This window comes from Pseudomonas sp. Larv2_ips (assembly GCF_963879675.1).
Classification (GTDB): domain Bacteria; phylum Pseudomonadota; class Gammaproteobacteria; order Pseudomonadales; family Pseudomonadaceae; genus Aquipseudomonas.
Genome location: NZ_CAWOAW010000013.1, coordinates 314,551 through 335,719, shown reverse-complemented (window position 1 = coordinate 335,719; position 21,169 = coordinate 314,551). Strand labels below are relative to the sequence as shown.

At 54.7% G+C, this 21,169-nt stretch carries 28 protein-coding genes and 2 pseudogenes; 14 read left to right on the top strand and 16 right to left on the bottom strand.

Features of this window, described 5'->3' with window-relative positions; all coding sequences use genetic code 11:
- Positions 1 to 2 precede the first annotated feature (2 nt).
- Positions 3 to 1,469 carry a UvrD-helicase domain-containing protein gene (locus AACV02_RS06075; protein WP_119737041.1) on the top strand — a complete coding sequence of 489 codons (1,467 nt, stop codon included), beginning with the start codon at positions 3 to 5 and terminating at the stop codon, positions 1,467 to 1,469.
- A gap of 58 nt (positions 1,470 to 1,527) precedes the next feature.
- Here AACV02_RS06075 and AACV02_RS06070 read toward each other — a convergent pair whose 3' ends face one another.
- Positions 1,528 to 2,013: a hypothetical protein gene (locus AACV02_RS06070; RefSeq protein WP_157986806.1), complete on the bottom strand. Its 486-nt coding sequence runs from the start codon at positions 2,011 to 2,013 to the stop codon at positions 1,528 to 1,530.
- 165 nt (positions 2,014 to 2,178) lie between these two features.
- On the opposite strand from AACV02_RS06070, the gene AACV02_RS06065 reads away from it, so the two are divergent.
- From AACV02_RS06065 to AACV02_RS06005, 13 genes and pseudogenes are all read left to right on the top strand, one after another.
- A complete protein-coding gene (locus tag AACV02_RS06065) occupies positions 2,179 to 2,490 on the top strand; it encodes a hypothetical protein (RefSeq protein ID WP_119737037.1) in 312 nt (103 codons plus the stop codon).
- A 157-nt stretch (positions 2,491 to 2,647) separates the two neighbouring features.
- Entirely contained in the window at positions 2,648 to 2,956 is a 309-nt protein-coding gene (locus AACV02_RS06060) for an integrative conjugative element protein, RAQPRD family (protein ID WP_232005465.1), read from the top strand.
- Positions 2,953 to 3,192 (top strand): TIGR03758 family integrating conjugative element protein, encoded by a 240-nt coding sequence (locus tag AACV02_RS06055; RefSeq protein WP_019819651.1) that lies wholly within the window; start codon positions 2,953 to 2,955, stop codon positions 3,190 to 3,192. Before AACV02_RS06060 ends, AACV02_RS06055 begins: the two co-directional genes overlap by 4 nt.
- Before the next feature lie 18 nt (positions 3,193 to 3,210).
- Positions 3,211 to 3,549 carry a TIGR03745 family integrating conjugative element membrane protein gene (locus AACV02_RS06050; protein ID WP_019819650.1) on the top strand — a complete coding sequence of 113 codons (339 nt, stop codon included), beginning with the start codon at positions 3,211 to 3,213 and terminating at the stop codon, positions 3,547 to 3,549.
- A gap of 12 nt (positions 3,550 to 3,561) precedes the next feature.
- Positions 3,562 to 3,942 (top strand): TIGR03750 family conjugal transfer protein, encoded by a 381-nt coding sequence (locus AACV02_RS06045; protein WP_119737035.1) that lies wholly within the window; start codon positions 3,562 to 3,564, stop codon positions 3,940 to 3,942.
- A complete protein-coding gene (locus tag AACV02_RS06040; RefSeq protein WP_119737033.1) occupies positions 3,939 to 4,592 on the top strand; it encodes a PFL_4703 family integrating conjugative element protein in 654 nt (217 codons plus the stop codon). Before AACV02_RS06045 ends, AACV02_RS06040 begins: the two co-directional genes overlap by 4 nt.
- Entirely contained in the window at positions 4,592 to 5,485 is an 894-nt protein-coding gene (locus AACV02_RS06035; protein WP_119737030.1) for a TIGR03749 family integrating conjugative element protein, read from the top strand. The genes AACV02_RS06040 and AACV02_RS06035 overlap by 1 nt, the downstream gene beginning before the upstream one ends.
- A complete protein-coding gene (locus tag AACV02_RS06030; protein ID WP_119737027.1) occupies positions 5,475 to 6,965 on the top strand; it encodes a TIGR03752 family integrating conjugative element protein in 1,491 nt (496 codons plus the stop codon). The genes AACV02_RS06035 and AACV02_RS06030 overlap by 11 nt, the downstream gene beginning before the upstream one ends.
- Entirely contained in the window at positions 6,943 to 7,380 is a 438-nt protein-coding gene (locus AACV02_RS06025) for a TIGR03751 family conjugal transfer lipoprotein (RefSeq protein WP_119737025.1), read from the top strand. The genes AACV02_RS06030 and AACV02_RS06025 overlap by 23 nt, the downstream gene beginning before the upstream one ends.
- Positions 7,380 to 10,340 (top strand): conjugative transfer ATPase, encoded by a 2,961-nt coding sequence (locus AACV02_RS06020; protein WP_119737023.1) that lies wholly within the window; start codon positions 7,380 to 7,382, stop codon positions 10,338 to 10,340. Before AACV02_RS06025 ends, AACV02_RS06020 begins: the two co-directional genes overlap by 1 nt.
- The gene (locus AACV02_RS06015; RefSeq protein WP_119737021.1) at positions 10,337 to 10,633 is read left to right on the top strand and encodes a hypothetical protein; all 297 of its coding nucleotides are present in this window, start codon (positions 10,337 to 10,339) and stop codon (positions 10,631 to 10,633) included. The genes AACV02_RS06020 and AACV02_RS06015 overlap by 4 nt, the downstream gene beginning before the upstream one ends.
- Positions 10,630 to 11,289, top strand: a complete 660-nt coding sequence (locus AACV02_RS06010) for a DsbA family protein (protein WP_119737019.1) — start codon at positions 10,630 to 10,632, stop codon at positions 11,287 to 11,289. The genes AACV02_RS06015 and AACV02_RS06010 overlap by 4 nt, the downstream gene beginning before the upstream one ends.
- Positions 11,290 to 11,492: 203 nt before the next feature.
- Positions 11,493 to 11,651 (top strand): annotated as a pseudogene (locus AACV02_RS06005) (tyrosine-type recombinase/integrase); the annotation flags it as partial.
- Positions 11,652 to 11,695: 44 nt separating this feature from the next.
- On the opposite strand, the gene AACV02_RS06000 reads toward AACV02_RS06005, so the two are convergent.
- The 15 genes and pseudogenes from AACV02_RS06000 to AACV02_RS05930 all read right to left on the bottom strand — a co-directional run bounded on the left by AACV02_RS06000 (position 11,696) and on the right by AACV02_RS05930 (position 21,154).
- Entirely contained in the window at positions 11,696 to 12,451 is a 756-nt protein-coding gene (locus AACV02_RS06000) for a prepilin peptidase (RefSeq protein WP_119737017.1), read from the bottom strand.
- Positions 12,452 to 12,552: 101 nt separating this feature from the next.
- A pseudogene (locus AACV02_RS05995) lies at positions 12,553 to 12,654 on the bottom strand (antirestriction protein ArdR); the annotation flags it as partial.
- Positions 12,655 to 12,720: 66 nt separating this feature from the next.
- Complete coding sequence (locus AACV02_RS05990) at positions 12,721 to 12,900, bottom strand: hypothetical protein (protein WP_119737015.1); 180 nt, start codon at positions 12,898 to 12,900, stop codon at positions 12,721 to 12,723.
- Positions 12,901 to 13,038: 138 nt separating this feature from the next.
- Positions 13,039 to 13,332 (bottom strand): hypothetical protein, encoded by a 294-nt coding sequence (locus AACV02_RS05985; protein WP_119737013.1) that lies wholly within the window; start codon positions 13,330 to 13,332, stop codon positions 13,039 to 13,041.
- 27 nt (positions 13,333 to 13,359) lie between these two features.
- Positions 13,360 to 13,542: a hypothetical protein gene (locus tag AACV02_RS05980; RefSeq protein ID WP_119737011.1), complete on the bottom strand. Its 183-nt coding sequence runs from the start codon at positions 13,540 to 13,542 to the stop codon at positions 13,360 to 13,362.
- Between the two features lie 10 nt (positions 13,543 to 13,552).
- Positions 13,553 to 14,068: a hypothetical protein gene (locus AACV02_RS05975; protein WP_119737009.1), complete on the bottom strand. Its 516-nt coding sequence runs from the start codon at positions 14,066 to 14,068 to the stop codon at positions 13,553 to 13,555.
- Between the two features lie 104 nt (positions 14,069 to 14,172).
- Entirely contained in the window at positions 14,173 to 14,409 is a 237-nt protein-coding gene (locus AACV02_RS05970; protein ID WP_119737007.1) for a hypothetical protein, read from the bottom strand.
- 11 nt (positions 14,410 to 14,420) lie between these two features.
- Positions 14,421 to 14,609 carry a hypothetical protein gene (locus AACV02_RS05965; RefSeq protein ID WP_119737005.1) on the bottom strand — a complete coding sequence of 63 codons (189 nt, stop codon included), beginning with the start codon at positions 14,607 to 14,609 and terminating at the stop codon, positions 14,421 to 14,423.
- 188 nt (positions 14,610 to 14,797) lie between these two features.
- Positions 14,798 to 17,053 carry a KAP family P-loop NTPase fold protein gene (locus AACV02_RS05960; protein WP_119737003.1) on the bottom strand — a complete coding sequence of 752 codons (2,256 nt, stop codon included), beginning with the start codon at positions 17,051 to 17,053 and terminating at the stop codon, positions 14,798 to 14,800.
- Between the two features lie 206 nt (positions 17,054 to 17,259).
- Positions 17,260 to 17,574: a hypothetical protein gene (locus tag AACV02_RS05955; RefSeq protein WP_157986805.1), complete on the bottom strand. Its 315-nt coding sequence runs from the start codon at positions 17,572 to 17,574 to the stop codon at positions 17,260 to 17,262.
- Between the two features lie 100 nt (positions 17,575 to 17,674).
- A complete protein-coding gene (locus AACV02_RS05950; RefSeq protein WP_119736999.1) occupies positions 17,675 to 18,136 on the bottom strand; it encodes a hypothetical protein in 462 nt (153 codons plus the stop codon).
- Entirely contained in the window at positions 18,133 to 19,449 is a 1,317-nt protein-coding gene (locus AACV02_RS05945; RefSeq protein ID WP_119736997.1) for an AAA family ATPase, read from the bottom strand. Before AACV02_RS05945 ends, AACV02_RS05950 begins: the two co-directional genes overlap by 4 nt.
- Before the next feature lie 25 nt (positions 19,450 to 19,474).
- A complete protein-coding gene (locus AACV02_RS05940) occupies positions 19,475 to 20,137 on the bottom strand; it encodes a site-specific integrase (RefSeq protein WP_119736995.1) in 663 nt (220 codons plus the stop codon).
- 125 nt (positions 20,138 to 20,262) lie between these two features.
- Positions 20,263 to 20,460, bottom strand: a complete 198-nt coding sequence (locus AACV02_RS05935; RefSeq protein ID WP_119736993.1) for a hypothetical protein — start codon at positions 20,458 to 20,460, stop codon at positions 20,263 to 20,265.
- 52 nt (positions 20,461 to 20,512) lie between these two features.
- On the bottom strand, positions 20,513 to 21,154 hold the full coding sequence (locus AACV02_RS05930; RefSeq protein WP_119736991.1) for an SOS response-associated peptidase: 642 nt from the start codon (positions 21,152 to 21,154) through the stop codon (positions 20,513 to 20,515).
- Between the last annotated feature and the right edge of the window lie 15 nt (positions 21,155 to 21,169).

Sequence of the window (21,169 nt, the reverse complement as noted above, 5' to 3'; positions counted from 1 at the left end):
CCATGCAGTGGACACAAGAACAGCAGCCCATCGTCGATTCAACAGCAGAGAAGCTACTGGTCCAAGCCTTCGCCGGCACAGGCAAAACCACAACACTGGTTGGTTATGCCACCCACCACGCCTCGGTGAAAATGCTTTATCTCTGCTACAACAAACCCGTCGAGCTCGCAGCCAAGGGACGCTTTCCTCGCAATGTGGTCTGCAAGACGGCGCATGGCTTGGCTTATGCGGTCTATGGCAGCCAATACGCCGCCAAACAGACCAATAACTTACGCCTCACCGATATCGCCAGGGCCATCAATACCCAGGACTGGGAGCTGGTACGAGATGTGCTGAGTACGCTGAACAACTTCATGGCCAGCGCCGATAACGAGCTCGGCCGCGGACACTTTCCCAGGTTTCAGGGTCAACGAATGCTCACCAGCGCGCAGGAACGATTTCTGGACAGTGCACTGGGTGTCGCCAGAATTATCTGGAACCGGATGATCGACCTGCAGGACACGGGAATGTTGATCACCCACGATGGATATTTAAAGCTGTATCAGTTGAGTAAACCTGACCTGAGCCAGCGATTTAAGGCGATTCTGCTCGATGAAGGTCAAGACGTGAACCCGGTCATTGCCGACTTGGTAAGGATACAGCGCATCTGCAAAGTCACCGTCGGCGACCCTCACCAGCAGATTTACCGTTTCCGTGGTGCCGAAGACGCTCTCAACAGCGATTGGATGGCCGATGCAGAGCGCCACTACCTGACCCAGAGCTTTCGCTTCGGTCCAGCAGTCGCGCATGTGGCCAACATCATCCTTTTTTACAAGGGTGAAACTCGAAAGCTGCAAGGGTTAGGCCCCAAAACCCAGGTTAAACGTGCGCTTCCTGAAGACCTACCGCATCGCACATACATCCATCGCACGGTTACCGGCGTCATAGAGAACGCGCTTAGTTTGGTAGCGAGCAAGCCTAAGATCTATTGGGTAGGTGGCATCGACAGTTATTCATTGCGCGACCTGGAAGACTTGTATCTGTTCAGCCGCAACCAAAACCAATCCGTGCAAAACCGTAAGTTACTGCGCGATTACCGGGACTTCTCGCAATACGTTGAAATTGCCGAGGTGAGCCAAGACTCGGAGATGCTGCGATCGATCAAGATCATCGCTGCCTATCCCGATCTGCCTCAGCGCATCCAGACACTACGCTCTCGGTCAGTAGACAACGAGTTGGATGCCACGATCACACTGACGACAGGGCATAAAGCCAAGGGGTTAGAGTGGGACTTTGTCAGCCTGTATGACGACTTTAGCGCTGACCCTCTGTCCCCCGATATCGATCAGGGTCGTAAAGACGATGAGCTGAATTTGCTGTATGTGGCCGTGACGCGGGCAATGAAGATACTGGCATTAAATTCGATGGTGTTATCCATCATGCAGCGCTATGTGGATGCAAGAACATCTCTAGCAGGGCAAGTACGCTAAAGGGAATTTGCACCCAGCAGAGCGTCTTTGATACCTCTGTTAGGCGGCTCATAGACGGCTAGTAGGGAGACTCCAATTTCTGCTCATAATCGAGATCTTCTTGCGAGATGTGGAAGAAATCTTTTTCAACGCCGCATATTTTTATCGCACGCTCTAATGAGACGTAGTCCCAAGCGGGTTTAAGATCGCGATCAAAACTCACCAACGCATATGTATCTTTGTCGGATGAAATGCCCACGCCCTTGGGGTAATGCTCCACCCATGAGCTGCGGGCTACAATTTCTGAAAAGCTCAACTCGCGCTTGAGACTGTACCAATGTGGACGCTTTATTTTGAATAGGCCAGATTTCTGCAACTCACTCACGGCTTTTACGAAAATTTCTTCAACAACATTAGTCACGGATGTGCCGGTGTAATTTTTGAGCTGGGAACATAGAAATATAGACGTTCCATCTGAATTCACTCGCACCCTTAAAAAACAAGTACCTATGTGATCAAATCCTGGAAACTGAAAACGTCGAAAATCTTTTTGATAGGCCGTCATAAGACGCTCGTAGTAATGAGATTCACTAAGATGCTACACCGACCAGGCTTAAACGTCAGCTTCGCCAAGCAACGAAAATCACCGATTCAGTCGCAGAGTATTTCCGGTTGATTGCACATCCTCAATACTGAAAACCTGGCAGCTCCACACATGAAGGATGTCGCCATGAGTCGCCAGGCATTTGAATACCATACCGAATTCGCCCCGCTGAACTATCTCGTCCGAACCAAAAAACTCTTCATGTTCAAGTCCGAAGAGCCATCTACCGAACCTGACATTCAAGGTTTCCTGCAGGATCCGGAACACCAGCAGCGCCTTGCTCAGCTAGGCCAAGAGGGTTGGGAACTGATCAGCGTTCAACCCGTAGTCAGGGGCGAAGTCCAGATTGGCAATCAAAATGCCCAGGGCTGGGCATACGGCATTGCCTTGCCCACCGGCTATCTTCTTTTCTTCAAACGCTCGATCCACCGAGACTGAGGGTGCAGTTACCGTACGAAGAAATCCTAACGGCCCGGAATATGGTTTTCTTGCGGCGACTATAGTGTGATCACGGCAAGCTGACGGCAACAGGAATGACTTGAGCCTAGCCGTGATCCAGACACTGCGTCTACCCGCCCTTACATGCCGATTCGTATTGACAGGACTGATCTCGCTTTTCGGGATCATTCTGTCTACCTCCCAAGCGGTAGCTGCTTCTGCCTCCGAACAGGCCAACCTGGACGTCATGATCCGCCAGTTGAATGCCTTGGAGGACACAGCACGTCGTAGCGCTCAAGTAGCAGACGAGCCGGGCAAACGGTACTTCTTCGATTACCAGCGCTTGGCGGGTGACATCGCCCGCATCCGCCATGGCTTGGAGGGCTACCTGACGCCAAGCCGAGCCCAACCTCGGGATCCAGCCGAGCTTTCGGGCCAATACACCACCGAAGGTCGCAAGCCATGAGCATGAACGGCGCTCAGGCGTCCGCCTTTCAAGCGGCGAGTGGTTTCCCGGCTTCGTCGAGCTACCTATTTTTCGTCGGCGTGGCCGTGGCTATCACGTTCGTGTGGGGGGCCTGGGCCGTCTGGAGCTGCTACCGAGGATGGGCCACCGGCAACCTTGACCGGACGATTGCTTCGACCTCTTTGGTTCGCATCCTGCTGCTTTGCATGATCCTCACCACCTTTGTACTCAGTTGATCGTATTGGAGACTCACCATGAATTTGCTTTCACAAACACGCTACATGCTGATCGGCATGCTTGCTCTTCCACAACTGTCCATGGCTGCCCTCCCCCAGTCCCAACCTCCGACTCGAGGTGAGGGCTCTAACCTGATGCAAACCATGCAGAACTACGCCTTTGACGGCATGTCGCTGATGGGTCTGATCGTCTGCGCCGTCATTTTCACCGGGGTAGCGTGGCACGCCTTCGGCGTTTACCACGAGATCCAACACGGCAAGAAGAAATGGGCTGATCTTGGAGCGACGGCCGCTGTCGGTGTGGCCATCTTGGGTGTCGCCATCTTCCTGATCACCAAGGCAACTAACATTCTTTAAAGAGCCTTGGCCATGACAGAACTCTCTGACGATGGGACGCTAATTTTCCTCCCGGTGCGGCTGAACAATCAGCCGGTCATCATGGGCGGCCTCACTGCCGATGAAATGTGGGCAACCCTAGCGATCAGTGCCGGCTCAGGATTGGTAATTGGGATTCTGGCAGCAATTTTGACCCATATCTGGGCGCTGATTATCGCCACAGCCATGCTCTTTGCGATCCTTGGGCTGACCCTCTCCAGCCGTTTTTTACGACGTTGGAAACGCGGCCGACCGGACACCTGGCTCTACCGCCAGATGCAACTGAGCGTTGCACGACATCTTCCTACCTGGAACAAGGCCCACCTGATCACACGCACGGGTGCGTGGACCTGCCGTAGAACGGGGGCTCAATGACTTATCGAAAAAAAGTGGACGCCCAACTGTCCCATATCAACAGCCTGCGCCTGGTCATTGGCCTACTGATTGCCCTGGGTCTTTACATGGCCTACGGCTGGCAGAGCGCGCCGCGTGATCTGACTATTCATGTGCCGCCTGACCTCCGGTCGGGCAGCACCCGTCAGTGGTGGGATGTCCCCCCAGAGTCTGTGTATGCCTTTGGGTTGTATATCTTCCAGCAAATGAATCGTTGGCCTGTCGACGGGGAAACCGACTACGAAAACAACATCGCCCGTTTGGGCGGCTACCTCACGCCCAGTTGCAAAGCTTATCTGCAAAAAGACTTCGAACTGCGCCGCAACAGCGGGGAATTACGCAAGCGCGAACGTGGTGTATTTGAAATACCAGGTCGAGGCATAACCGATACCTCGGAGCAGCATGTCGAGCAGCACAGTATCAACGACTGGACGGTGAACTTGGATATCACTGCCGACGAGCATTACGGAGGTGAGCGTGTAAAAAGAGCTCTGGCTCGCTACCCCTTGCACATCATTCGTTCCGACGTTGATCCCGAAAAAAATCCTTTTGGCTTGGCTTGGGACTGCTACAGCAGTAACCCTCAGCGCATCGAAGTCTCCGCAAAACCTGCCCGTTCGGGAGGTAAATGATGATGCGTCGGCTGCTGATTATCGGATTACTGATTCTCAACTTCTGCGGGCTGGCCAACGCCGTTGAAATTTTACGCTGGGACCGAATTCCACTGGCACTGCCTTTGATCGTCGGCCAGGAACGCATTGTCTTTGTCGACCAAAATGTTCGAGTGGGTCTGCCCCGGAATTTGGTTGATAAGCTGCGCGTCCAGAGCACGGGTGGCGCACTGTACCTTCTGGCCAAAGAACCCATACCTCCGACTCGCCTGCAGCTCCAAAATATGAGCAGTGGCGAAATCATGTTGGTGGACATCATCGCTACAGAAGGCAAACCAAATCAGGCTGCGCCCGAGCCTGCAAAAATTGTTGCCGGTGAAGGTCCCTCGCCTCGTTACGGGCAGGCCAGCTCTAAGCCAACGACCAGTCGCGCTCCGGCCACCATGTCGGAGCCCAACGTTCAAGACGAGGATCCACCGACACCTCGCCGTGAGACGCCTATCCCTGTGGTCATTACACGCTATGCCGCACAGATGCTATATGCCCCTCTGCGCACCGTTGAGCCTGTAAACGGTATCGCCCAGGTCAATCTTAAGCGGGGCCTTAACCTCACCACTTTGCTCCCGACGTTGCCGGTCGAGGCCTCTGCATTAGGAGCGTGGCGGTTAGACGACTACTGGGTGACGGCAGTGAAACTGCGCAACACCAGCACTCAGCAACTTGCACTGGATCCTCGGGATCTGATGGGGGACTTCACAACGGCGACGTTTCAGCACCCGTACCTCGGCACCAAGGGTGATGCAAGTGACACCACAACGGTTTATCTGGTGACACGCGGCCATGGTTTGGCCGAATCGTTACTGCCGGCGGCCGTCAGCCAGATCGATCCGAAAGGAGGTCGCCGTGAAGAGTAATCCTCTGGTCAAATTCCTGGTCATCCCTTTCGCGATCATGGCGTTATTCGTGGTGGTCAAACTATTCAGTAAGGACAGTTCTGAGAAGCAGGCTCAGGCTCCAGAAACGCTCGTGCTCAGTACGGGGGAAGCTAAAAAGCTTGGCGTTGACGGCGATACCCCCGGCGACACGCTGCGCACCATCGTCGTGGAAAGCAGACAGCTCAAAGACCAGGTGTCCAATGCGCTGAAGAACAACGATGAGTTGAAGCAACAAAACCTTGAGCTACAAAGACGCTTGCAGTCGATCAACGACAACGTTGACAGCAAGCTACAAAACGCCCAGCAAACGATGAAACAGGAGTCACAACAACAGAGCCAGACCATCCTGGATACGCTGCAGCAGCAATACAACAGCCTGAGCAGCAAATCAGCTAGCAGCAATCAGTCTGGATCGGATTTGCCGATCGGATTCGGCGTTCAGCCTGGTGATGGGCAAGACTTCAAAGGCGCACCTGGACCGGATGTCGTTTGGATCGAGCCACAGGACGCTACTCCTGTCGATATCAATGGAAAGCCCATCGCTGCCGGATCCAATCAAACCGCCTCGGGATTTAACTTCCCCACCTCCTTCGGCGAGTCCGTAGATCGAGGCCAAAATGCTCTGCGTACGGGCGCTCAGAACGTTGCGAGTGAGATCTCGCCACAGGAGGCCCGCAAACAGGTACGCAAGGTCTATACGCTGCCACAGAACTCCACATTGATGGGTTCTGTCGCGATGTCCGCATTGATCGGCCGAGTGCCCATCGACGGCACGGTCAACGACCCCTACCCGTTCAAAGTGCTAATTGGCCCGGACAACCTCACCGCCAACGGTATCGATTTGCCCGACGTCGCCGGCGCCGTGGCCAGCGGCACAGCGTCCGGCGACTGGACCTTGTCTTGCGTACGCGGGCAGATCAAAAGCCTGACTTTTGTCTTTAATGACGGCACGGTACGCACGCTGCCACAGCCACAAGAAGAAACGAATGGCAGTCAGAACAGCAATAACCAGAACAATGCTAACCAAACCACCATCCAGGGAGGCCTGGGCTGGATCAGCGATGCCTACGGTATTCCGTGCATCAGTGGCGATCGTAAAAGCAACGCCTCGCAATACATCGGTTCCCAGGTACTGATTACCGCGGCCGGCGCCGGCGCTGCCTCCCTCATCAAATCGGATGGAAACAGCAGTTCATTTATAAATCCGCAGTCCGGGACCATCGGTTCAGTTGGCGGCTCAGGCAGTGACGCCATGGGCAAGATCATCGGCCAAGGTGTCAATGATGTGTCCAGTTGGGTGAACAAGCTCTACGGGCAAGCCTTCGCGGCAGTGTACGTGCAGCCCGGGGCGAAAGTTGCCGTTCACCTGGACCAGCAGCTGACCATCGATTACGAACTCCAAGGCCGCAAGGTCAACTATCGCTCAGGAGCCCGTCATGCTTCGACTGCGCTTGACTAATCATTCTTTGAAAATCGGAATTTACCTGGTGATCGTAATGCTCGGGACTGGCTGCTCCACCAGTAAGGACGAGCTTCTTCCCCATGGCGACAGCACGATGATGGACGTTTGGGATCAAGGCGCCAGTGGCTCAAGCAGCACCGGGAACCGGCAGTTGCTCGATGCCCGCCAAGACCTGCGCAGGCCTTTGCAAACCGATCAGACGGTTCTGGAAGAAAATTCGAGGTTTACGCGCTCTTCTCAAAACGAGATTTACAGCCAGTTCAAGCGTCTGCCCAACCCCGACCTGGTGATGTACGTATTTCCTCATTTGGCGGGCTCTGATCCAGCCCCTATCCCGGGCTACACCACAGTGTTCCCTTTGTACCAGCGCGTGCAATACGCCATGCCCGGTGAACGCACGGAGGCTTATTGATGAGTTTTTTTGAGCGCTTTAAAAGACACGGCTCAGACCGAGTCGAGCCGGACCTCGCCGCTAATGCTACCGAGCATGTCGACGTGCAGGCATCAGCGACTGAATCTTTTGAGGCTGCGACCGAGCGGTATTTCGCACGCCTGGCTGCCATGGGCATTCCCTCGCCGAGTGATTGGCGCAACCCAAAGAAAAAACCAGCGACTACCGCTGACGTCGACCGCATGTACGACGTGAACCCCTCTTTCGTGGATCTTCTGCCGTGGGTGGACTATCTGCCGGCAGAAAGAGCCATGCTGTTGGAAGACGGCGTGTCTCGTGCCGCGTTCTTCGAACTGACACCGATCGGTACCGAAGGTCGAGATCCCGACTGGTTGCGCAAAGCCCGGGATGCCCTGGAAAACGCCCTGCAAGACTCTTTCGATGAGCTTGAAACCTCCCCGTGGGTCGTGCAGTTGTACGCTCAGGACGAAACCAGTTGGGACAATTACCTGCAGCAGCTGCACGACTACATCCAACCCCGAGCACAGGGCAGTGACTTCACCGAGCTATACTTGAAGCTGATCAAGCAGCACCTGGAAGCCATTTCCAAGCCAGGTGGGCTGTTTGAAGACACCAAGGTCAGCCAACTGCCTTGGAGGGGCCAGCAACGCCGTGTCCGCATTGTCGTCTACCGACGCACTCAGGGGGCACAAGCTGACGTGCGCGGCCAAGCACCTGCCCCCTACCTAAAAATAATCTGTGATCGCTTGGTAGGCGGGTTGGCGAACGCCGGCATTAAAACCCATCGCATGGATGGCCAGGCTATCCGACACTGGTTGATTCACTGGTTCAATCCACGGCCTGACCATCTCGGCCCTGCAGACGCTGATATCCGCCGTTTTTATGAAGTGGTTTGCAAGCAGGTTCCGGCAACTGTGGAAGGCGAGTTGCCGCTGGCCAGCGGGACCGACTTTTCGCAAAACCTGTGTTACCGCGAACCGCTGTCGGATACAGAGAAAGGCTTGTGGTACTTCGACGGCCTGCCCCACCGCGTGGTGATGCTCGATCGTTTGCGAGAAGCGCCCAAGACGGGCCACCTGACCGGTGAAACACGCAAGGGCGGTGATGCGCTCAATGCGCTGTTCGACAAAATGCCAGAGGACACCATTCTCTGCATCACCCTCGTGATCACTCCGCAGGACATACTTGAAGGCCACCTGGAGCAGCTTTCACGCAAGGCCGTTGGTGACACCCAAGCGTCGATCCTGACCCGCGAAGACGTTGCTGTCGCCCGCCAGTTGCTCGGCCGCAAGCACAAGCTGTACCGGGGTAGCGTAGCGTTTTACCTACGCGGGAAAGACGACTTGGAGCTGCAGGAGCGCAGTTTGCAACTGAGCAGTGCTTTGCTGGGAGCGGGTATGGAGCCCGTGGAGCCCCGCGATGAGGTTGCCCCCTTAAACTCGTACCTCAGATGGTTGCCCGGCAATTTTGATCCCAATGAGCGCAAAGCACTGGAGTGGTACGCGCAACTCATGTTCGCTCAACACATTGCAAACCTGGCTCCCGTCTGGGGACGGTCGACCGGAACCGGGCACCCAGGTATCACCCTGTTTAACCGAGGTGGAGCACCGATCACCTTCGACCCGCTGAACAAACTTGACCGCCAGATGAACGCGCATCTGTTCATCTTCGGCCCTACGGGTTCAGGAAAGTCGGCCAGCGCAACAAATATCCTTAGTCAGATCGTTGCCATCTATCGGCCGCGCCTTTTCATCGTTGAGGCCGGCAACAGTTTTGGCCTGCTGGGGGACTTTGCCAAGAAGCTCGGATTGACGGTTAACCGTGTTCGGCTCGCACCTGGATCAGGGGTTAGCTTAGCGCCCTTCGCCGATGCCGAAAAATTGATTGAGCCCACCGCAAACGTCAAAACGCTCAAGGCTGATGACCTTGAGGCCTCGGACGAACACCTGGCAAGCCAAACCGAAGATGAACAACGCGACATCCTGGGTGAAATGGAGATCACGGCCAGACTGATGATTACCGGTGGTGAAGATAAAGAGGATGCACGTCTTACACGGGCCGACCGTAGTGCCATCCGTCAATGCATTCTCAATGCGGCACAGAAATGTGTAGCGGAACAACGCATCGTGCTCCCTGAAGACATTCGTGAGGCACTGCGAGAGATGGGGCATGAACCGGGTATACCGGCAGCTCGAAGCTCACGCTTCCTTGAGATGGCGGAAGCCTTATCCATGTTCTGCATGGGCACTGAAGGCGACATGTTCAACCGCCCTGGTACGCCATGGCCCGAAGCGGACATCACCATTGTGGACTTGGCCACGTATGCCCGAGAAGGCTACAGCGCACAGATGGCCATCGCCTACATTTCGCTGCTCAACACGGTCAACAACATCGCCGAGCGGGATCAATTTAAAGGCCGCCCCCTGATCTTCTTCACTGACGAAGGCCACATCCAGTTGAAGGTTCCACTGCTGTCACCCTACTCCGTCAAGATCACCAAAATGTGGCGAAAGCTGGGAGCCTGGTTTTGGATGGCTACTCAAAACGTTGACGACGTGCCACCAGAGGCATCGGCCCTGCTCAATATGATCGAGTGGTGGATCTGCTTGAACATGCCGCCTGATGAGGTGGAGAAGATCGCACGCTTTCGTGAACTGACCCCAGCTCAGAAATCGATGATGCTGTCCGCACGCAAGGAAAGCGGGAAGTTTACGGAGGGTGTAGTGCTGTCCAAAAGCATGGAAATGTTGTTCCGGGTGGTACCACCTAGTTTGTACCTGGCGCTGGCAATGACGGAACCGGAAGAGAAGAAACAACGCTACGACATCATGCAGGCCACTGGCTGCAACGAGCTCGACGCGGCCATTGAAGTTGCCGCAACGCTAGACCGCTATCGCGGTATCGAACCTCACATCATCACATTTCCCGAGCAAGTCACGGCCTTGGAGCGCCACGTATGAGAACACTGAATTCCTTGACCCAAAACCTGATTGAAAGTCTGACCCAGTTGCTTGAACAGCCTGGTGAGGATGCTTTGCAGACGCTGGAGGTTTGCGCCCCCGTCCTGATAGAGGAACTGCAACAGGTTTTGGTTCGTGCGGTGGATCGTCGTGACATCGAGTCCCAACTTCACGCGGTGTTAGCCAACTGGCTGCGACAGCACCCACAACCCGAGAATGCAGAGAACGCTCTTCTTGAGGCCCTCCGTAAACAAGCGCTGCTTTCATCGAAGCCTGCCGAGGCTCGGGCATGACAGGCCTTCGCAAATTTTGGGTGATGCTGGGGTGCGTTTTGGCAGGCACATCAATGGCCTGCTTAGCCCTCACTCGAAGTGAGATACCATCTGCGAACAACACAGGTCCGTGGTTATTTGGCCCTTCCGAAGCACGCTGGACTGTGACTGAATTCGCGGACCTGGAGTGCCCCTACTGCAAGGCGTACACACCCGCGTTGAAAACCTGGATACAGCAGCAGAAGGATGTAAACCTGCAGTGGCATCACCTGCCACTGAATGTGCACGGTCCGGCCGCATCTCATGAAGCCAAGCTCGCTGAATGTGCCGGTGTGCTTGGTGGTGCGCCTGCCTTCTGGCAAGCCATTGACCAAATCTTTGACCGGACCGGAAGTAACGGTGAGGGCTTCAAAGGGGATCTGAACGTTGTTGGTGTTACTAACCAGGCCCTGTTGTCCTGTGCAGCCACCGACAAAGTGATCGCCCAGCATGTGGACCAGCAGGCGGCGGAGGCCATCAAAGCCGGGGTAACAGCCACTCCTACTGTCATTATTAGAGACAACACGACAGGCCGCTCCGTAAAGCTTGAGGGACCTGCTGATGGGGTGTTGTTGTTATCAGCCATTGATTGGTTAGCTCAAAAAAGGAGCAGCAACCCCCTATATAATGACCATTAAATCAATCAGCTTTGCGCTCTAACTCGTGGCGTCCAGGAACTGGAACTGGAACTGGAACAGCAGAACTGGCAGCACCTGGTGCCCGAGGCTGAAGGCAAGCGCTTGATCCGGGAATATTGGGAATGGGCCGCCGCTGAACAAGCGGCAGGTCGACCTACAGGGCCGGGCATTCCATAGCCGACCCACTCCCCCATTCCACAGCCGTGCTGTTGCCGGCCGGTGAACGTCAGCTGAACACCGTTGAATTCCAGCAGCTGGCCGGGGTGGAATGGTTCGCCGATATCGACAACCCGCGCACCCGGCGCGCGTACCAAATCGACTTGGAAGACTTCTGCAGCTTTGTCGGCCTCACCGGCGTCGATATTTCAGTGCTGGTTCACCGTCGTACCAGGTGAAGGACTGGCGTTTAGATCGCAGCCCAATCCGGCGAGTACAAAAGCGCGAGCCAACCTGCAGCGGCCAAGAACGGACCAAAGGGGATTGGGTTTCTGCGATCAATTTTGCCCGCCGCGATCCACACGCCGGCAACTAAGGTGCCCACCAGGGACGACAGCACAAAAACGCCTGGCAGGATCTGCCAGCCCCCCCAGGCGCCGAGCATGGCCATCATCTTAAGATCGCCTTGGCCCATGCCATCAGTGCCGCTGAACCGATTGGAAACGCCGCGAAAAATCCACAACAGCAGGTAGCCTCCAACTGCTCCCCACACTGCACTGGTCAGCGAGGTGAACAGTTCAACGCTGTTTACGATCAACCCCAACCACAGAAGCGGCAACACCAGCACGTCCGGCAATAGCTGATGATCGAGGTCAATCAGGCTCAAGGTCAGCAAACCCGCCGCCAGGACTATAGCCGCGAACGCAGCCAGGCCTACCCCATAATGCAACCCAGCCCAGCCCGAGAGCAGTCCCATGCCCAGCATGGTAAGACCCACGCGCAGGCTGAGGTGATCCGGTCGCCACGCCATACCGAGTCGGCCCGCGCAGTTAGGCCCCCGCACATTACCCAAAGTCCCTGATGCATCGAGTAGCCACTGGCGCTTCACGGCATAAGGCAACCGCACCGCCACGGCGCTGACCGGGAGGCCGGCCAGTAGCCCTACAAGGAATAGGCCCATCGGGAAGAATTCTTGAAAATTTAAATACTGAGCCAGAGCGCTCATGTGGGTTCCCTATTCATCGTCGTGGTGGGGACCATATTTCGGACCCGCACCACCTTTTGAGCACTGTTCAGCTTCTTTCAGGTCGTTAGCACGTCGCTTCACACCTCGCCGTTCCACACCGACACGACGCCCTCACGTTGTTCCTGGTTGCCTGCTCGCCACTTTGCGGCGCTCGAGCGTATCGCCTCGATCAGTTGTGCCATGGTCACTTTTCCTGCTTACTTCGGCGCCTTGCCAGCAAGTACGATGCTCGCCGGGGAATCTGCCATTTACTCTTTCGATTCCCGAACCTTTTGCTTTTGATGCCCGATTGTTACTGCGAGTATTACAAGCAGAAGAGCAACTCCTAGCCCGAAATTACCGCACTCCTTAGCGATGTAAAGCGCACCTGGAATAATCATGGCGACTGATACTGCTGCGAAAATCACTATTTTCATCACGATAACCATGATCGCTCCATATCTTTTGGTTAGGACGCGAAAATGGGCATCCTTCTACGTCTTCGGCCCCGACTTTCGGGCCGGGGCTTGTGGTGTACCTGGTGCGGTTTCCTACTTGTTCAGGTTTTAGGGCTGTGCGGAAAATTCTCAGTCTTCTTTGATTGGATAGAGACGCAGAGAGCAATCCCGAAACTGCCCCGCAAAGTCATAGAGATCGTCCTCCGTTAGAGATCCTGCAATATGGAGCCCCATCAGCAAACGCCACATTTGCGACACTGGCGCGGCTTGCTCCTGCATGGCGGGGTCTAGTAACAACTTACCAATTTCTACCAGAGCGCCATTCAACAGGGTCGTGTGAGCAACCGGACGGACAGTAGCAATGATGTCGATAATCAGCTGATCGACTTTTGCAGCAACCTCATTTCGGGCATTAGATGTCATGCGGTGATATTCCTTCGTTTTCCTCGGTTATTCGCCTTGGGCGGCTGCAAGGATCTTGGCAGCGGTCTGCAGTGCATCCATGCCCTTGCCCCACGATTGCTGCATGTAAAACGGCTGCGCCTCGACAATGCCGGAAGCGTCGGAGCGACTGACTTGCAGGGCATCGGCCACCGCCTGGGTCACTGCACCTTCCCACTCGAAATATTTCATCGCGGGTTTCCTAGACAGTGGTGAGCAAAAATTCACCATGGAAGGGGAGCGCATCAAGGGTTGGATCATTTTCAAAATGCTCTTCCCATTCCCGGCAAATTTTGAAGAAAAACATAAGCAGGTCTATGTCCTCACCGCCTGAACGAACGATGCTAAAGGCTTGTCGTTCTTTCTCAAGGCCTTTGATCACGCCATTTGGGCCTAACGCGGACAATGTTTGATTTCCAACACTGACCGAAACTCGCTTTACCACCAGGTGCTTCGAGGCGTTAGCTATATCGGCACATTCGCCAAACAGCCCATCAGCCTTTGCCCTCCAAGCACTATGAAAAGCCGCATCCCCCTTTTCATCTTTTGATTGCAGTATCCAGTCCCGCAACGAGGAATTGGTTACACAGAAATTGAAAAGGTGATCTCCCATCTCTTCCAAGTTAGTTGAATTCCAAGCGCGGCCAGCTTCTCGAAAGAGCTTCAGGGCGATATCACGTGGACACTGAAACACGGGGATTACAGGACTGATTGACATTTTCTTACCTTGACTGTCGCGAACGCGAAAGAGGCGCCCCTCTACGTCCACGGCCCCGGCTTTTTCAGGGCCGGGCTTGGGGCGCAGCTGAGCGTTTTCCTAGGTCAATCGTCCGCGCTGGAACTCAACGTCCAACCCGGAGCATACAAGATGGATTTTTCCTTCTCTTGATCGGCCGTTGTCTGCGAATCGAGAACGACTTCATCACGCTTTATTTTTTTCGGTTTGAAAGACGACTCCAAGCCCAAGCCAATTCTGCCTCCCTCTCCTTTGGTTTTCTTCTTGTACTGGCGGATCTGCTTCGCAAAGTCGCTCATTGCCTGATTTCGCTTTCTGCCCATGGGCTTTTTTCCTACTCGTTCGCCTTGTGGTTGGCCTTGTCACGCCACTTACCTTTAGCTCCTGATTGGGTGGTGCTGCGGACATCAAGTCGTTCGCCACGAAAGTCCCCATACGCCCAGTAAGAACTTCCGTTTTTCACCACCCACCCCTTGATCTGTTCGCCGTCAATCTGGGTTTCAAACTCTACTGCTGCGCTCATGGCCGTGGCCTCCGTTGGTTACTGATTAAAGGCAGCATGCCATCACGACGGCGAGCGACGGGCACTTTTCCTCGATCAATCTGCTTCAGTACGCTTGACGGGGCGCGGACCCGCTCCCGGTTGAGCAGCCACGCTGGCTGCCAGCTAACCGGGGCGGTGGCCCCTGCAAATCATTTCACCCTGTCGAGTCAGTCCCAATCGGACGTATCCCCTCGTTGATGCTTTTCCAGTGCATGGCCTACCAGCTCGACAGCCTGTTTGGCCGGCCCATCCAGCGTGTCTTGCTGTACCTGGCTCATCCAGCCTCGACAAGCCTCGATCCCGAGCAGTTCGTCTAGCGTAGAGCTCCGAATGGAGTAATGCTCAGAAACGACATCCCCCGCATACTGCGTGGTTTTAACCACAACGGACCGGGCAAAGAGAATAAAACGCTCAAGGGTAGTGACCTGGCGCTTAGTCCATTGGCTTCCCGCCCCTTCCGCCATGGCGTTCAGCCGATAGGCGAACAACGTGAAGTTCCCATGCTCAAGGAAGGCTTCAGGATTTATGTCGGCCTTCTTCAGCAGCTCTGAAACAAACAGCTGCCTGAGCTGCTCGAAGCCCGCATCATCCAGCTCGCAGGGCTCCGACTTGAGTCGAAGCGAGGATTCCCTGCTCAATAGATGCGTGAGAACGGTGAACCCCTTGGCTCGTTCGAACGCGCGCAAGAGTAGTTCGCTGCGTATTGCCGGTTCTTGGTGGCGGTCTAAAAAGAACTTCAATATGCGCCACAAATGCGTATCCGGGGACAGTGAGGTGAAGGTCGATTCGCCACTGACTATGACCTCTCCGGCGTTTAAAAGGGTCTCTATCACCGAGTCCGACTGCTCGATAGGAAAGTCGTCTATGTGAGCTTCCAACCTGCCCAATATCGCTCGCTGCTGAGCCTCGTCCTTATGGCGAAATATGTCGCAAAATTTCTCACTGTCCGTGAGCAGCGACTTCAGCGACTGGAGCTGCGAATTCGACACACCACCAAGCGGAAGTGCCAGCTCGAAGTAGCGATCGAAGGCCTCGGTGCTGCACACTCTGGATTCGCGCAGCCATTGAGCATGCGTGGCTCCATCGTAGGTCGTGTTCCTGAAGACCCAATCTAGGGTCGGGAACAGCTTCTGAATGACCCGTTCTACTCCCTCGCGACAGTCCGGAGGTGCGAGCGCCCAGATACCTTCGACCTTCGTTCTGATGCGGTCTTTTTCACCATGTCCTGCTTCTCGCCCCTTGCCGGTCAAGGCCAGCTTGTGCCGAGACAAGGCTTCGTAGCTGGACGGGGCGAAGGTTCTCAGGCACTCCAGGGCGAACAGGTCCACTCCGTTGATCTCGGCTACGTCGACACCGCGCAACAACCGACAGTGGAAGGCGAGCGTGGAGGTGTAACGGTAGACATCGCGAAGGTTATGGAAAAACTGATTAAGTCCCTTCCGGTATACGCTTCCCCAGTAACCAGCATCGAATTGGGCCGCCAGTTGTGGCTCGCTGGCCAGGATCGCGTTGAGTCGCTCGAACAGCACCGACTCCAGCCGCTCAGAGGACAATACCGGTACGCTAAAGGGTACTTGGATGATCTTTTCGAGGTATTCAGCCCCTTTGAAGCCGGCGCGCTCAAGACCTTGTTCGACGATGTCTCGCTGAAACAGCAGCAGGAACACCACGTTCGGGAAGTCCATATTGCCTTTCACCAGTTGAAACAAAGCCTTCATCTGCTCCGCAGACAACCGGTCGATGTCGTCCATCACGATCAGCAACGGATGGTCGCGCTTCGCCAGCAAGGTGCGTACCTCATGGCGGATTTCGCTTAAAGGGAGCTCAGCTTCCTTCGCCGACTTGTCCATACCCTCGGCACGATCCAACAAGAACTTACCGACCTTCTTCAGCGTCGGCGCACCGGCTGCGAGTACGGACAACGTAGTCAGTACGGCCATTGCCGTCTTAACCGCTGGCTCCTCAAGCCATGCACTGAGAGTCGACGTCACAAACGCTGAACCAAGAAAAAGGGGCAGGTACTTGGCGAATCCTTCCATAAGGGCCGCGCTTGCGTTGAGCTTCTGTCCATATTGGCGCAGCACCTTGGCCAGCTTTTTACCATCTTTGCTCTTGTCCTTGCGCTTGATGGCGAGAGAAACCTCATCGAAAAAGGACGCGCTCAGCTTCTCCTGACCACCCCATTCCCAAGGGTTGAACTCGATGACTTGATGCTCAGGCGTTGCGCTGAAATGCTGGAGTGCCAGATTCTTGATCGAGCTCTTGCCACTGCCCCACGCCCCCATCAAGGCGATCACCAGACTTTCTTTGTTCTTCCAGCTGGCAATAGCCGCTGCCAGGTTATTCGCGAATGCAGATCGCCCAAGCAGGTCTTGATCATGTGAATAGATCGGCTTGTCATCGGCGAAGCCCAAATCATTCATAGGTGTTCCTTAGCCAAATCAGTTGTCAGGTGAAGTCGCTGCCACAGCCGCGTTCGGGACGCTCCCATTCACTTCGTACTTCAACCAATTTTCCGTGCAGGGCTATCTTTTCCATTGTGTCTGTGACTGTCGGCAGACGACCCGATAAATCGGCTCTCGACATGCCCGCTAGCGGGCATGCAACAACTACTCTTTGATCAACCCACTTAAAGTTTTTCAGCAGAAATCCGCATATTTGTTTTGCCGGCAGCGCTAGGCAAGACCAGAGACAGATAAGTTCGCGCCTCGAAGTCAGAAAGCTCAATCCATGCGCCTGTTTGCTTGGCGAAAGTGAGTCCATTGATGATGGTATTAGTCAGCGCCTGCAGGCTGGTCCAAACCTCATCCTTAAAAATCCGATACTCGCGCTTGGCTGGGTTTCCTGCCGAGTTTTCGAGCGTGAGAGAAAGGTACAGATTGTCGTAACCGTTACCGTTGTCCTTGATGACGTGATCGAATTGCTCAACTTTGTACTTAGCCACTGATTCCATCCTCCGTAATGAGGGGCGCATTTCGTGCCCCGTCTACGGCCTCGGCCCAACATGTGCTGGGCTTGGGCATTACCGGGAATATTCATGGACATTACAGTCGAGGTGCTTGGTCGAACGCATTGAGATGGTTATCAGCAGACCAGATATAAACTCGTCTCGCCGGATTCAGTGAGCAAAGACGTTGCCAGTCATGAATAATGGATAGGTCACCGAGCCCACTGCCACGCATTGCGTGTGCCGGAAATTCCAACAACCAAGCGTGCATCTCATCCTCCTGCAAGAAGCTGATGGCCTTGAATGGGGAACGTCCCGCTAATGCGGCCTGAACCTGCTGAACAAAATTTTCTGCACAGCTACGTCGCATGCCACCATCACCGTTCTGCCCGATGTGATTACCAGTTTCGAGTATTGTGGCCATCGGCAAAAACAGCGACTCCCTCCCGTGTATGCGCTGCTCTAACTGCTGGAGCGTCTCAAGGTGTCGCTGGGCCTTCATAGGCACATTAAGGATCTCTACGAAGATGGAGGTGTCGATCAAACAAACAGCTGTCATTCCTCTCCTCCTTGTGTGCTTTGGCGAAGCCCCGCCAACCAGTCCAGTGCCTGAGCCTTACGCTCCTCCTCGGTGGTACTGTCTTTTAAAAATCGATCAAGAACCCGTCGCGTCATGAGTTGCCCTAGCGGACCTTGTGCCACCAATTCTGGGTATCGGTCTAGGTCACCTAGACGTACCAAACGGCTGTCGCCTTCTTCCGGGTCGCGATAACACGCAACCACATCAGCCAACGCACTATCAGGCAATGCGTCCATGAGCGCCGGGTTGTGTGATGTAAGTAAAACCCGCAGTTCCCTCTCTGCAGCGATGGCTTGGAGTTGCTTTACTAGGGTTTCCGCCCTGCTAGGGTGAACGCCATTGTCGATTTCTTCGATTACCACCAGCGCTCCCGCAGGAGCAGTCAATAGAGCCGCACCAATAGCCAGCACGCGAAGCGTTCCGTCAGAGAGCAAAGGGGCATCTACTTTCCTGCTTTTCTGCCCGAAGGACTCCACCAGTCGAACCATTACATCGTTGCGATCAGTCTTGATGAACTCGATATCAGTGATGTCTTGTTCGGGCAAAGACTTGATGAACGCAAGCAGCTTTGCCTTCTGTTCCGAGGTTTGGGAAATCTGATAGAGCACGGCTGAAAGATTGCTGCCGTCCTCTTTGATAAGGTCGTCTTTCACATATGCATAGTCACGCATCAGCGCAGGGCGCGGATCAAGAAACACCACATTACGCAAGGTTTCGCGTAAAGCTTTTGTCACAGCGGGAATTACACGCTGTGATTCCTGATGACCCGACTCGAATCGACCAGGCGTTTCAAGTTGATAAAAAATGGCTTGCCGGTTTGAGCAAGGGATATGGGGCTTATTCTTCCCACGCTTGAAATTATTGTATGCAACTCTGATCTCGTCAGTATGGGAGTTAGGCAAACCGTCTATTTGATATAGAGGTACTGCTTCACCATGCTTCACAACGCTTTCTGCCGTAACGACCAGTTGATCGGCTACAAGACCAATCGAGATTTCAAAATGGTCCCAGCTTTGCGGCATACCCTCGAATCGACCTCCAAGACTGAAGCTTACAAGAGGGTCGCGTAGCAGGTCGTTTGCTTGCCCTCGGACCACCGCATCCCCACTCTGAATAGATCGTGTGATGTCATCAAGACGACTCCCCTTGGCCAGCCAGTTAAGAAGTCGGATAGCCTCAAGCACATTGCTCTTGCCCGAGGCATTGGCGCCGATCAAAAAGGTCATGGCCGACAACGGCAGGCTCGCCCTCTCGTAGCTCTTGAAGTTTTTCAGATCAATTGAAATCAACATACTTTTGATGCTCGTACAAGCGTCATTAAATGATTCTCCGCACAATGTCGCCCAAGCGCGCAGGATCTCCGGCACAGAGCTTCTTAACTGCTTCCAGGCTTTCTATGCCCAATATTTCGCTGATATGCCGTAGATCAATGCCCCGGCGCTTAAGCTTGACCGCAAGGGTTCGCCGTCCAGAGTGCGCGCTGGCTCCCTCGATCCCTGATTGAGCGAACAGCCTGGAGTACAACCGACTGAGTTGATTCGCACTGTAGTACGTCTTCCCGTCACGGCGCTGGGCGCTGAGTTTCAAACCCTCGCCAGTTCGACCGGAGACGAACAACGGTGAATCAGGGTCTAGGCCCCGATAAGCCATCACCCTGGATGAAACGCCATGACCGCGCACAAGCCGTTCCTCAAGGTGAGCGTCTATCGCGTTGGTCAGCTTCTTACTGGTCCAGCACAATGGCCTTGAACGATGGTTGTAGGCAATTTCTGCACGTACCTGGGAGTCAATCAGCACCGTGCCGGATTCGGCCAGGTAATCGCTTACACGTAAACGGCAAACTTCTGTCACGGTCATGCCGGTGCCAAAGCATGTCAGCAACAATGCAGCATCTCGGTTGCCGTTCTCGGGGCTACTAACCCTGGCGACCTTCACCGCGTGTTCAAGCTGTTCATCTTCAATAACGATAGCCTTGGGCATGCATCACTCTAAGCGCTAAATAGTCATCAATCCTAACATAGTATGGCAACAAAAAGGCTGAGGATAGCCCCGGCCTTATGGTGCTTCTGTTGTTCACGGAAAATGGTACCAGGCGCTGCCCAGGGCTATCCCTCGGCCCGCAGGGCCTTTTCAATTTCAGCCAGGTCTTGTGCAAATGCCTGATCAAGCGGGCTCGGCTTCTTTTTCCACGGCTTGGTTTCGGGTTCCGGCTCTGCCGCATATAGCGTCACCGCGTCAGGCTTTGCTTGCAAGAGCTTCTCAAATTGCTCCTGCAGCTGTTGTCGCAGTTCATCTTTGGTCATTCAACCACTCTCGTTTTAGTCAGTTCAGGTTAGCGTAGGCAGCGGTATAGCCTCACATGGCGACTGCCATGCGGTCGGCCGGGTACTGACGCATGAACTCCATGCTATCGCTGGCCGTGGCTTTCAACCAATCGGCATACAGCCCCTTTGGCAGAATAACTACCATGCGCTTTTCATCTTCGGGTTTATGGTAGTTGCGCATGAAAGGATGGTCATCGGCATTGATCGTGAGCATCGTAAAACTGTGCAGGATCCTGTCGGTACCAGGCTCGTGCCATTTCTCCCACAGGCCGGCGATTCCCATCAATTCACCATCCGACCGAACTATGCGCGTGGGAATGGATTTTCCCGTTCGCCAGTCAGGCTCATAGATCGCTGCTGCAGGAATAATGCAGTGGTGTGACTGACGCCAAGCGGTGCGAAAAGACGGCTTCGCACTCGCGGTCTCCGATCGGCAATTGTAGGTTTTGCGCGAGATTTTGGTGTCTTTGCTCCAGGAAGGGACCAGGCCGAACGAACCGGCGAGTACTTCATTCGGCGACGGCGACTCTGCCTCGAGGTCGACGTGTTCCGCACTGCGGATGAAGGGCCCGATGTAGCCTGGCCACAGATCCAGCTTGCCCTGTTCATAAGGTTCAACACCGAAGGTGTCAGCTACCCGCTGCGGCGCCGGTGCTTCGTAATGACTGCACATTTTGAAAACTCCCTC

What these genes read in the sequence shown, in the direction of transcription:
- AACV02_RS06075 (WP_119737041.1), top strand. Translation starts at nt 3, where the DNA reads ATGCAGTGGACACAAGAACAGCAGCCCATCGTCGATTCAACAGCAGAG.
- AACV02_RS06070 (WP_157986806.1), bottom strand. Translation starts at nt 2,013, where the DNA reads ATGACGGCCTATCAAAAAGATTTTCGACGTTTTCAGTTTCCAGGATTT.
- AACV02_RS06065 (WP_119737037.1), top strand. Translation starts at nt 2,179, where the DNA reads ATGAGTCGCCAGGCATTTGAATACCATACCGAATTCGCCCCGCTGAAC.
- AACV02_RS06055 (WP_019819651.1), top strand. Translation starts at nt 2,953, where the DNA reads ATGAGCATGAACGGCGCTCAGGCGTCCGCCTTTCAAGCGGCGAGTGGT.
- AACV02_RS06050 (WP_019819650.1), top strand. Translation starts at nt 3,211, where the DNA reads ATGAATTTGCTTTCACAAACACGCTACATGCTGATCGGCATGCTTGCT.
- AACV02_RS06045 (WP_119737035.1), top strand. Translation starts at nt 3,562, where the DNA reads ATGACAGAACTCTCTGACGATGGGACGCTAATTTTCCTCCCGGTGCGG.
- AACV02_RS06040 (WP_119737033.1), top strand. Translation starts at nt 3,939, where the DNA reads ATGACTTATCGAAAAAAAGTGGACGCCCAACTGTCCCATATCAACAGC.
- AACV02_RS06035 (WP_119737030.1), top strand. Translation starts at nt 4,592, where the DNA reads ATGATGCGTCGGCTGCTGATTATCGGATTACTGATTCTCAACTTCTGC.
- AACV02_RS06025 (WP_119737025.1), top strand. Translation starts at nt 6,943, where the DNA reads ATGCTTCGACTGCGCTTGACTAATCATTCTTTGAAAATCGGAATTTAC.
- AACV02_RS06020 (WP_119737023.1), top strand. Translation starts at nt 7,380, where the DNA reads ATGAGTTTTTTTGAGCGCTTTAAAAGACACGGCTCAGACCGAGTCGAG.
- AACV02_RS06015 (WP_119737021.1), top strand. Translation starts at nt 10,337, where the DNA reads ATGAGAACACTGAATTCCTTGACCCAAAACCTGATTGAAAGTCTGACC.
- AACV02_RS06010 (WP_119737019.1), top strand. Translation starts at nt 10,630, where the DNA reads ATGACAGGCCTTCGCAAATTTTGGGTGATGCTGGGGTGCGTTTTGGCA.
- AACV02_RS06000 (WP_119737017.1), bottom strand. Translation starts at nt 12,451, where the DNA reads ATGAGCGCTCTGGCTCAGTATTTAAATTTTCAAGAATTCTTCCCGATG.
- AACV02_RS05990 (WP_119737015.1), bottom strand. Translation starts at nt 12,900, where the DNA reads ATGGTTATCGTGATGAAAATAGTGATTTTCGCAGCAGTATCAGTCGCC.
- AACV02_RS05985 (WP_119737013.1), bottom strand. Translation starts at nt 13,332, where the DNA reads ATGACATCTAATGCCCGAAATGAGGTTGCTGCAAAAGTCGATCAGCTG.
- AACV02_RS05980 (WP_119737011.1), bottom strand. Translation starts at nt 13,542, where the DNA reads ATGAAATATTTCGAGTGGGAAGGTGCAGTGACCCAGGCGGTGGCCGAT.
- AACV02_RS05975 (WP_119737009.1), bottom strand. Translation starts at nt 14,068, where the DNA reads ATGTCAATCAGTCCTGTAATCCCCGTGTTTCAGTGTCCACGTGATATC.
- AACV02_RS05970 (WP_119737007.1), bottom strand. Translation starts at nt 14,409, where the DNA reads ATGGGCAGAAAGCGAAATCAGGCAATGAGCGACTTTGCGAAGCAGATC.
- AACV02_RS05965 (WP_119737005.1), bottom strand. Translation starts at nt 14,609, where the DNA reads ATGAGCGCAGCAGTAGAGTTTGAAACCCAGATTGACGGCGAACAGATC.
- AACV02_RS05960 (WP_119737003.1), bottom strand. Translation starts at nt 17,053, where the DNA reads ATGAATGATTTGGGCTTCGCCGATGACAAGCCGATCTATTCACATGAT.
- AACV02_RS05950 (WP_119736999.1), bottom strand. Translation starts at nt 18,136, where the DNA reads ATGACAGCTGTTTGTTTGATCGACACCTCCATCTTCGTAGAGATCCTT.
- AACV02_RS05945 (WP_119736997.1), bottom strand. Translation starts at nt 19,449, where the DNA reads ATGTTGATTTCAATTGATCTGAAAAACTTCAAGAGCTACGAGAGGGCG.
- AACV02_RS05940 (WP_119736995.1), bottom strand. Translation starts at nt 20,137, where the DNA reads ATGCCCAAGGCTATCGTTATTGAAGATGAACAGCTTGAACACGCGGTG.
- AACV02_RS05935 (WP_119736993.1), bottom strand. Translation starts at nt 20,460, where the DNA reads ATGACCAAAGATGAACTGCGACAACAGCTGCAGGAGCAATTTGAGAAG.
- AACV02_RS05930 (WP_119736991.1), bottom strand. Translation starts at nt 21,154, where the DNA reads ATGTGCAGTCATTACGAAGCACCGGCGCCGCAGCGGGTAGCTGACACC.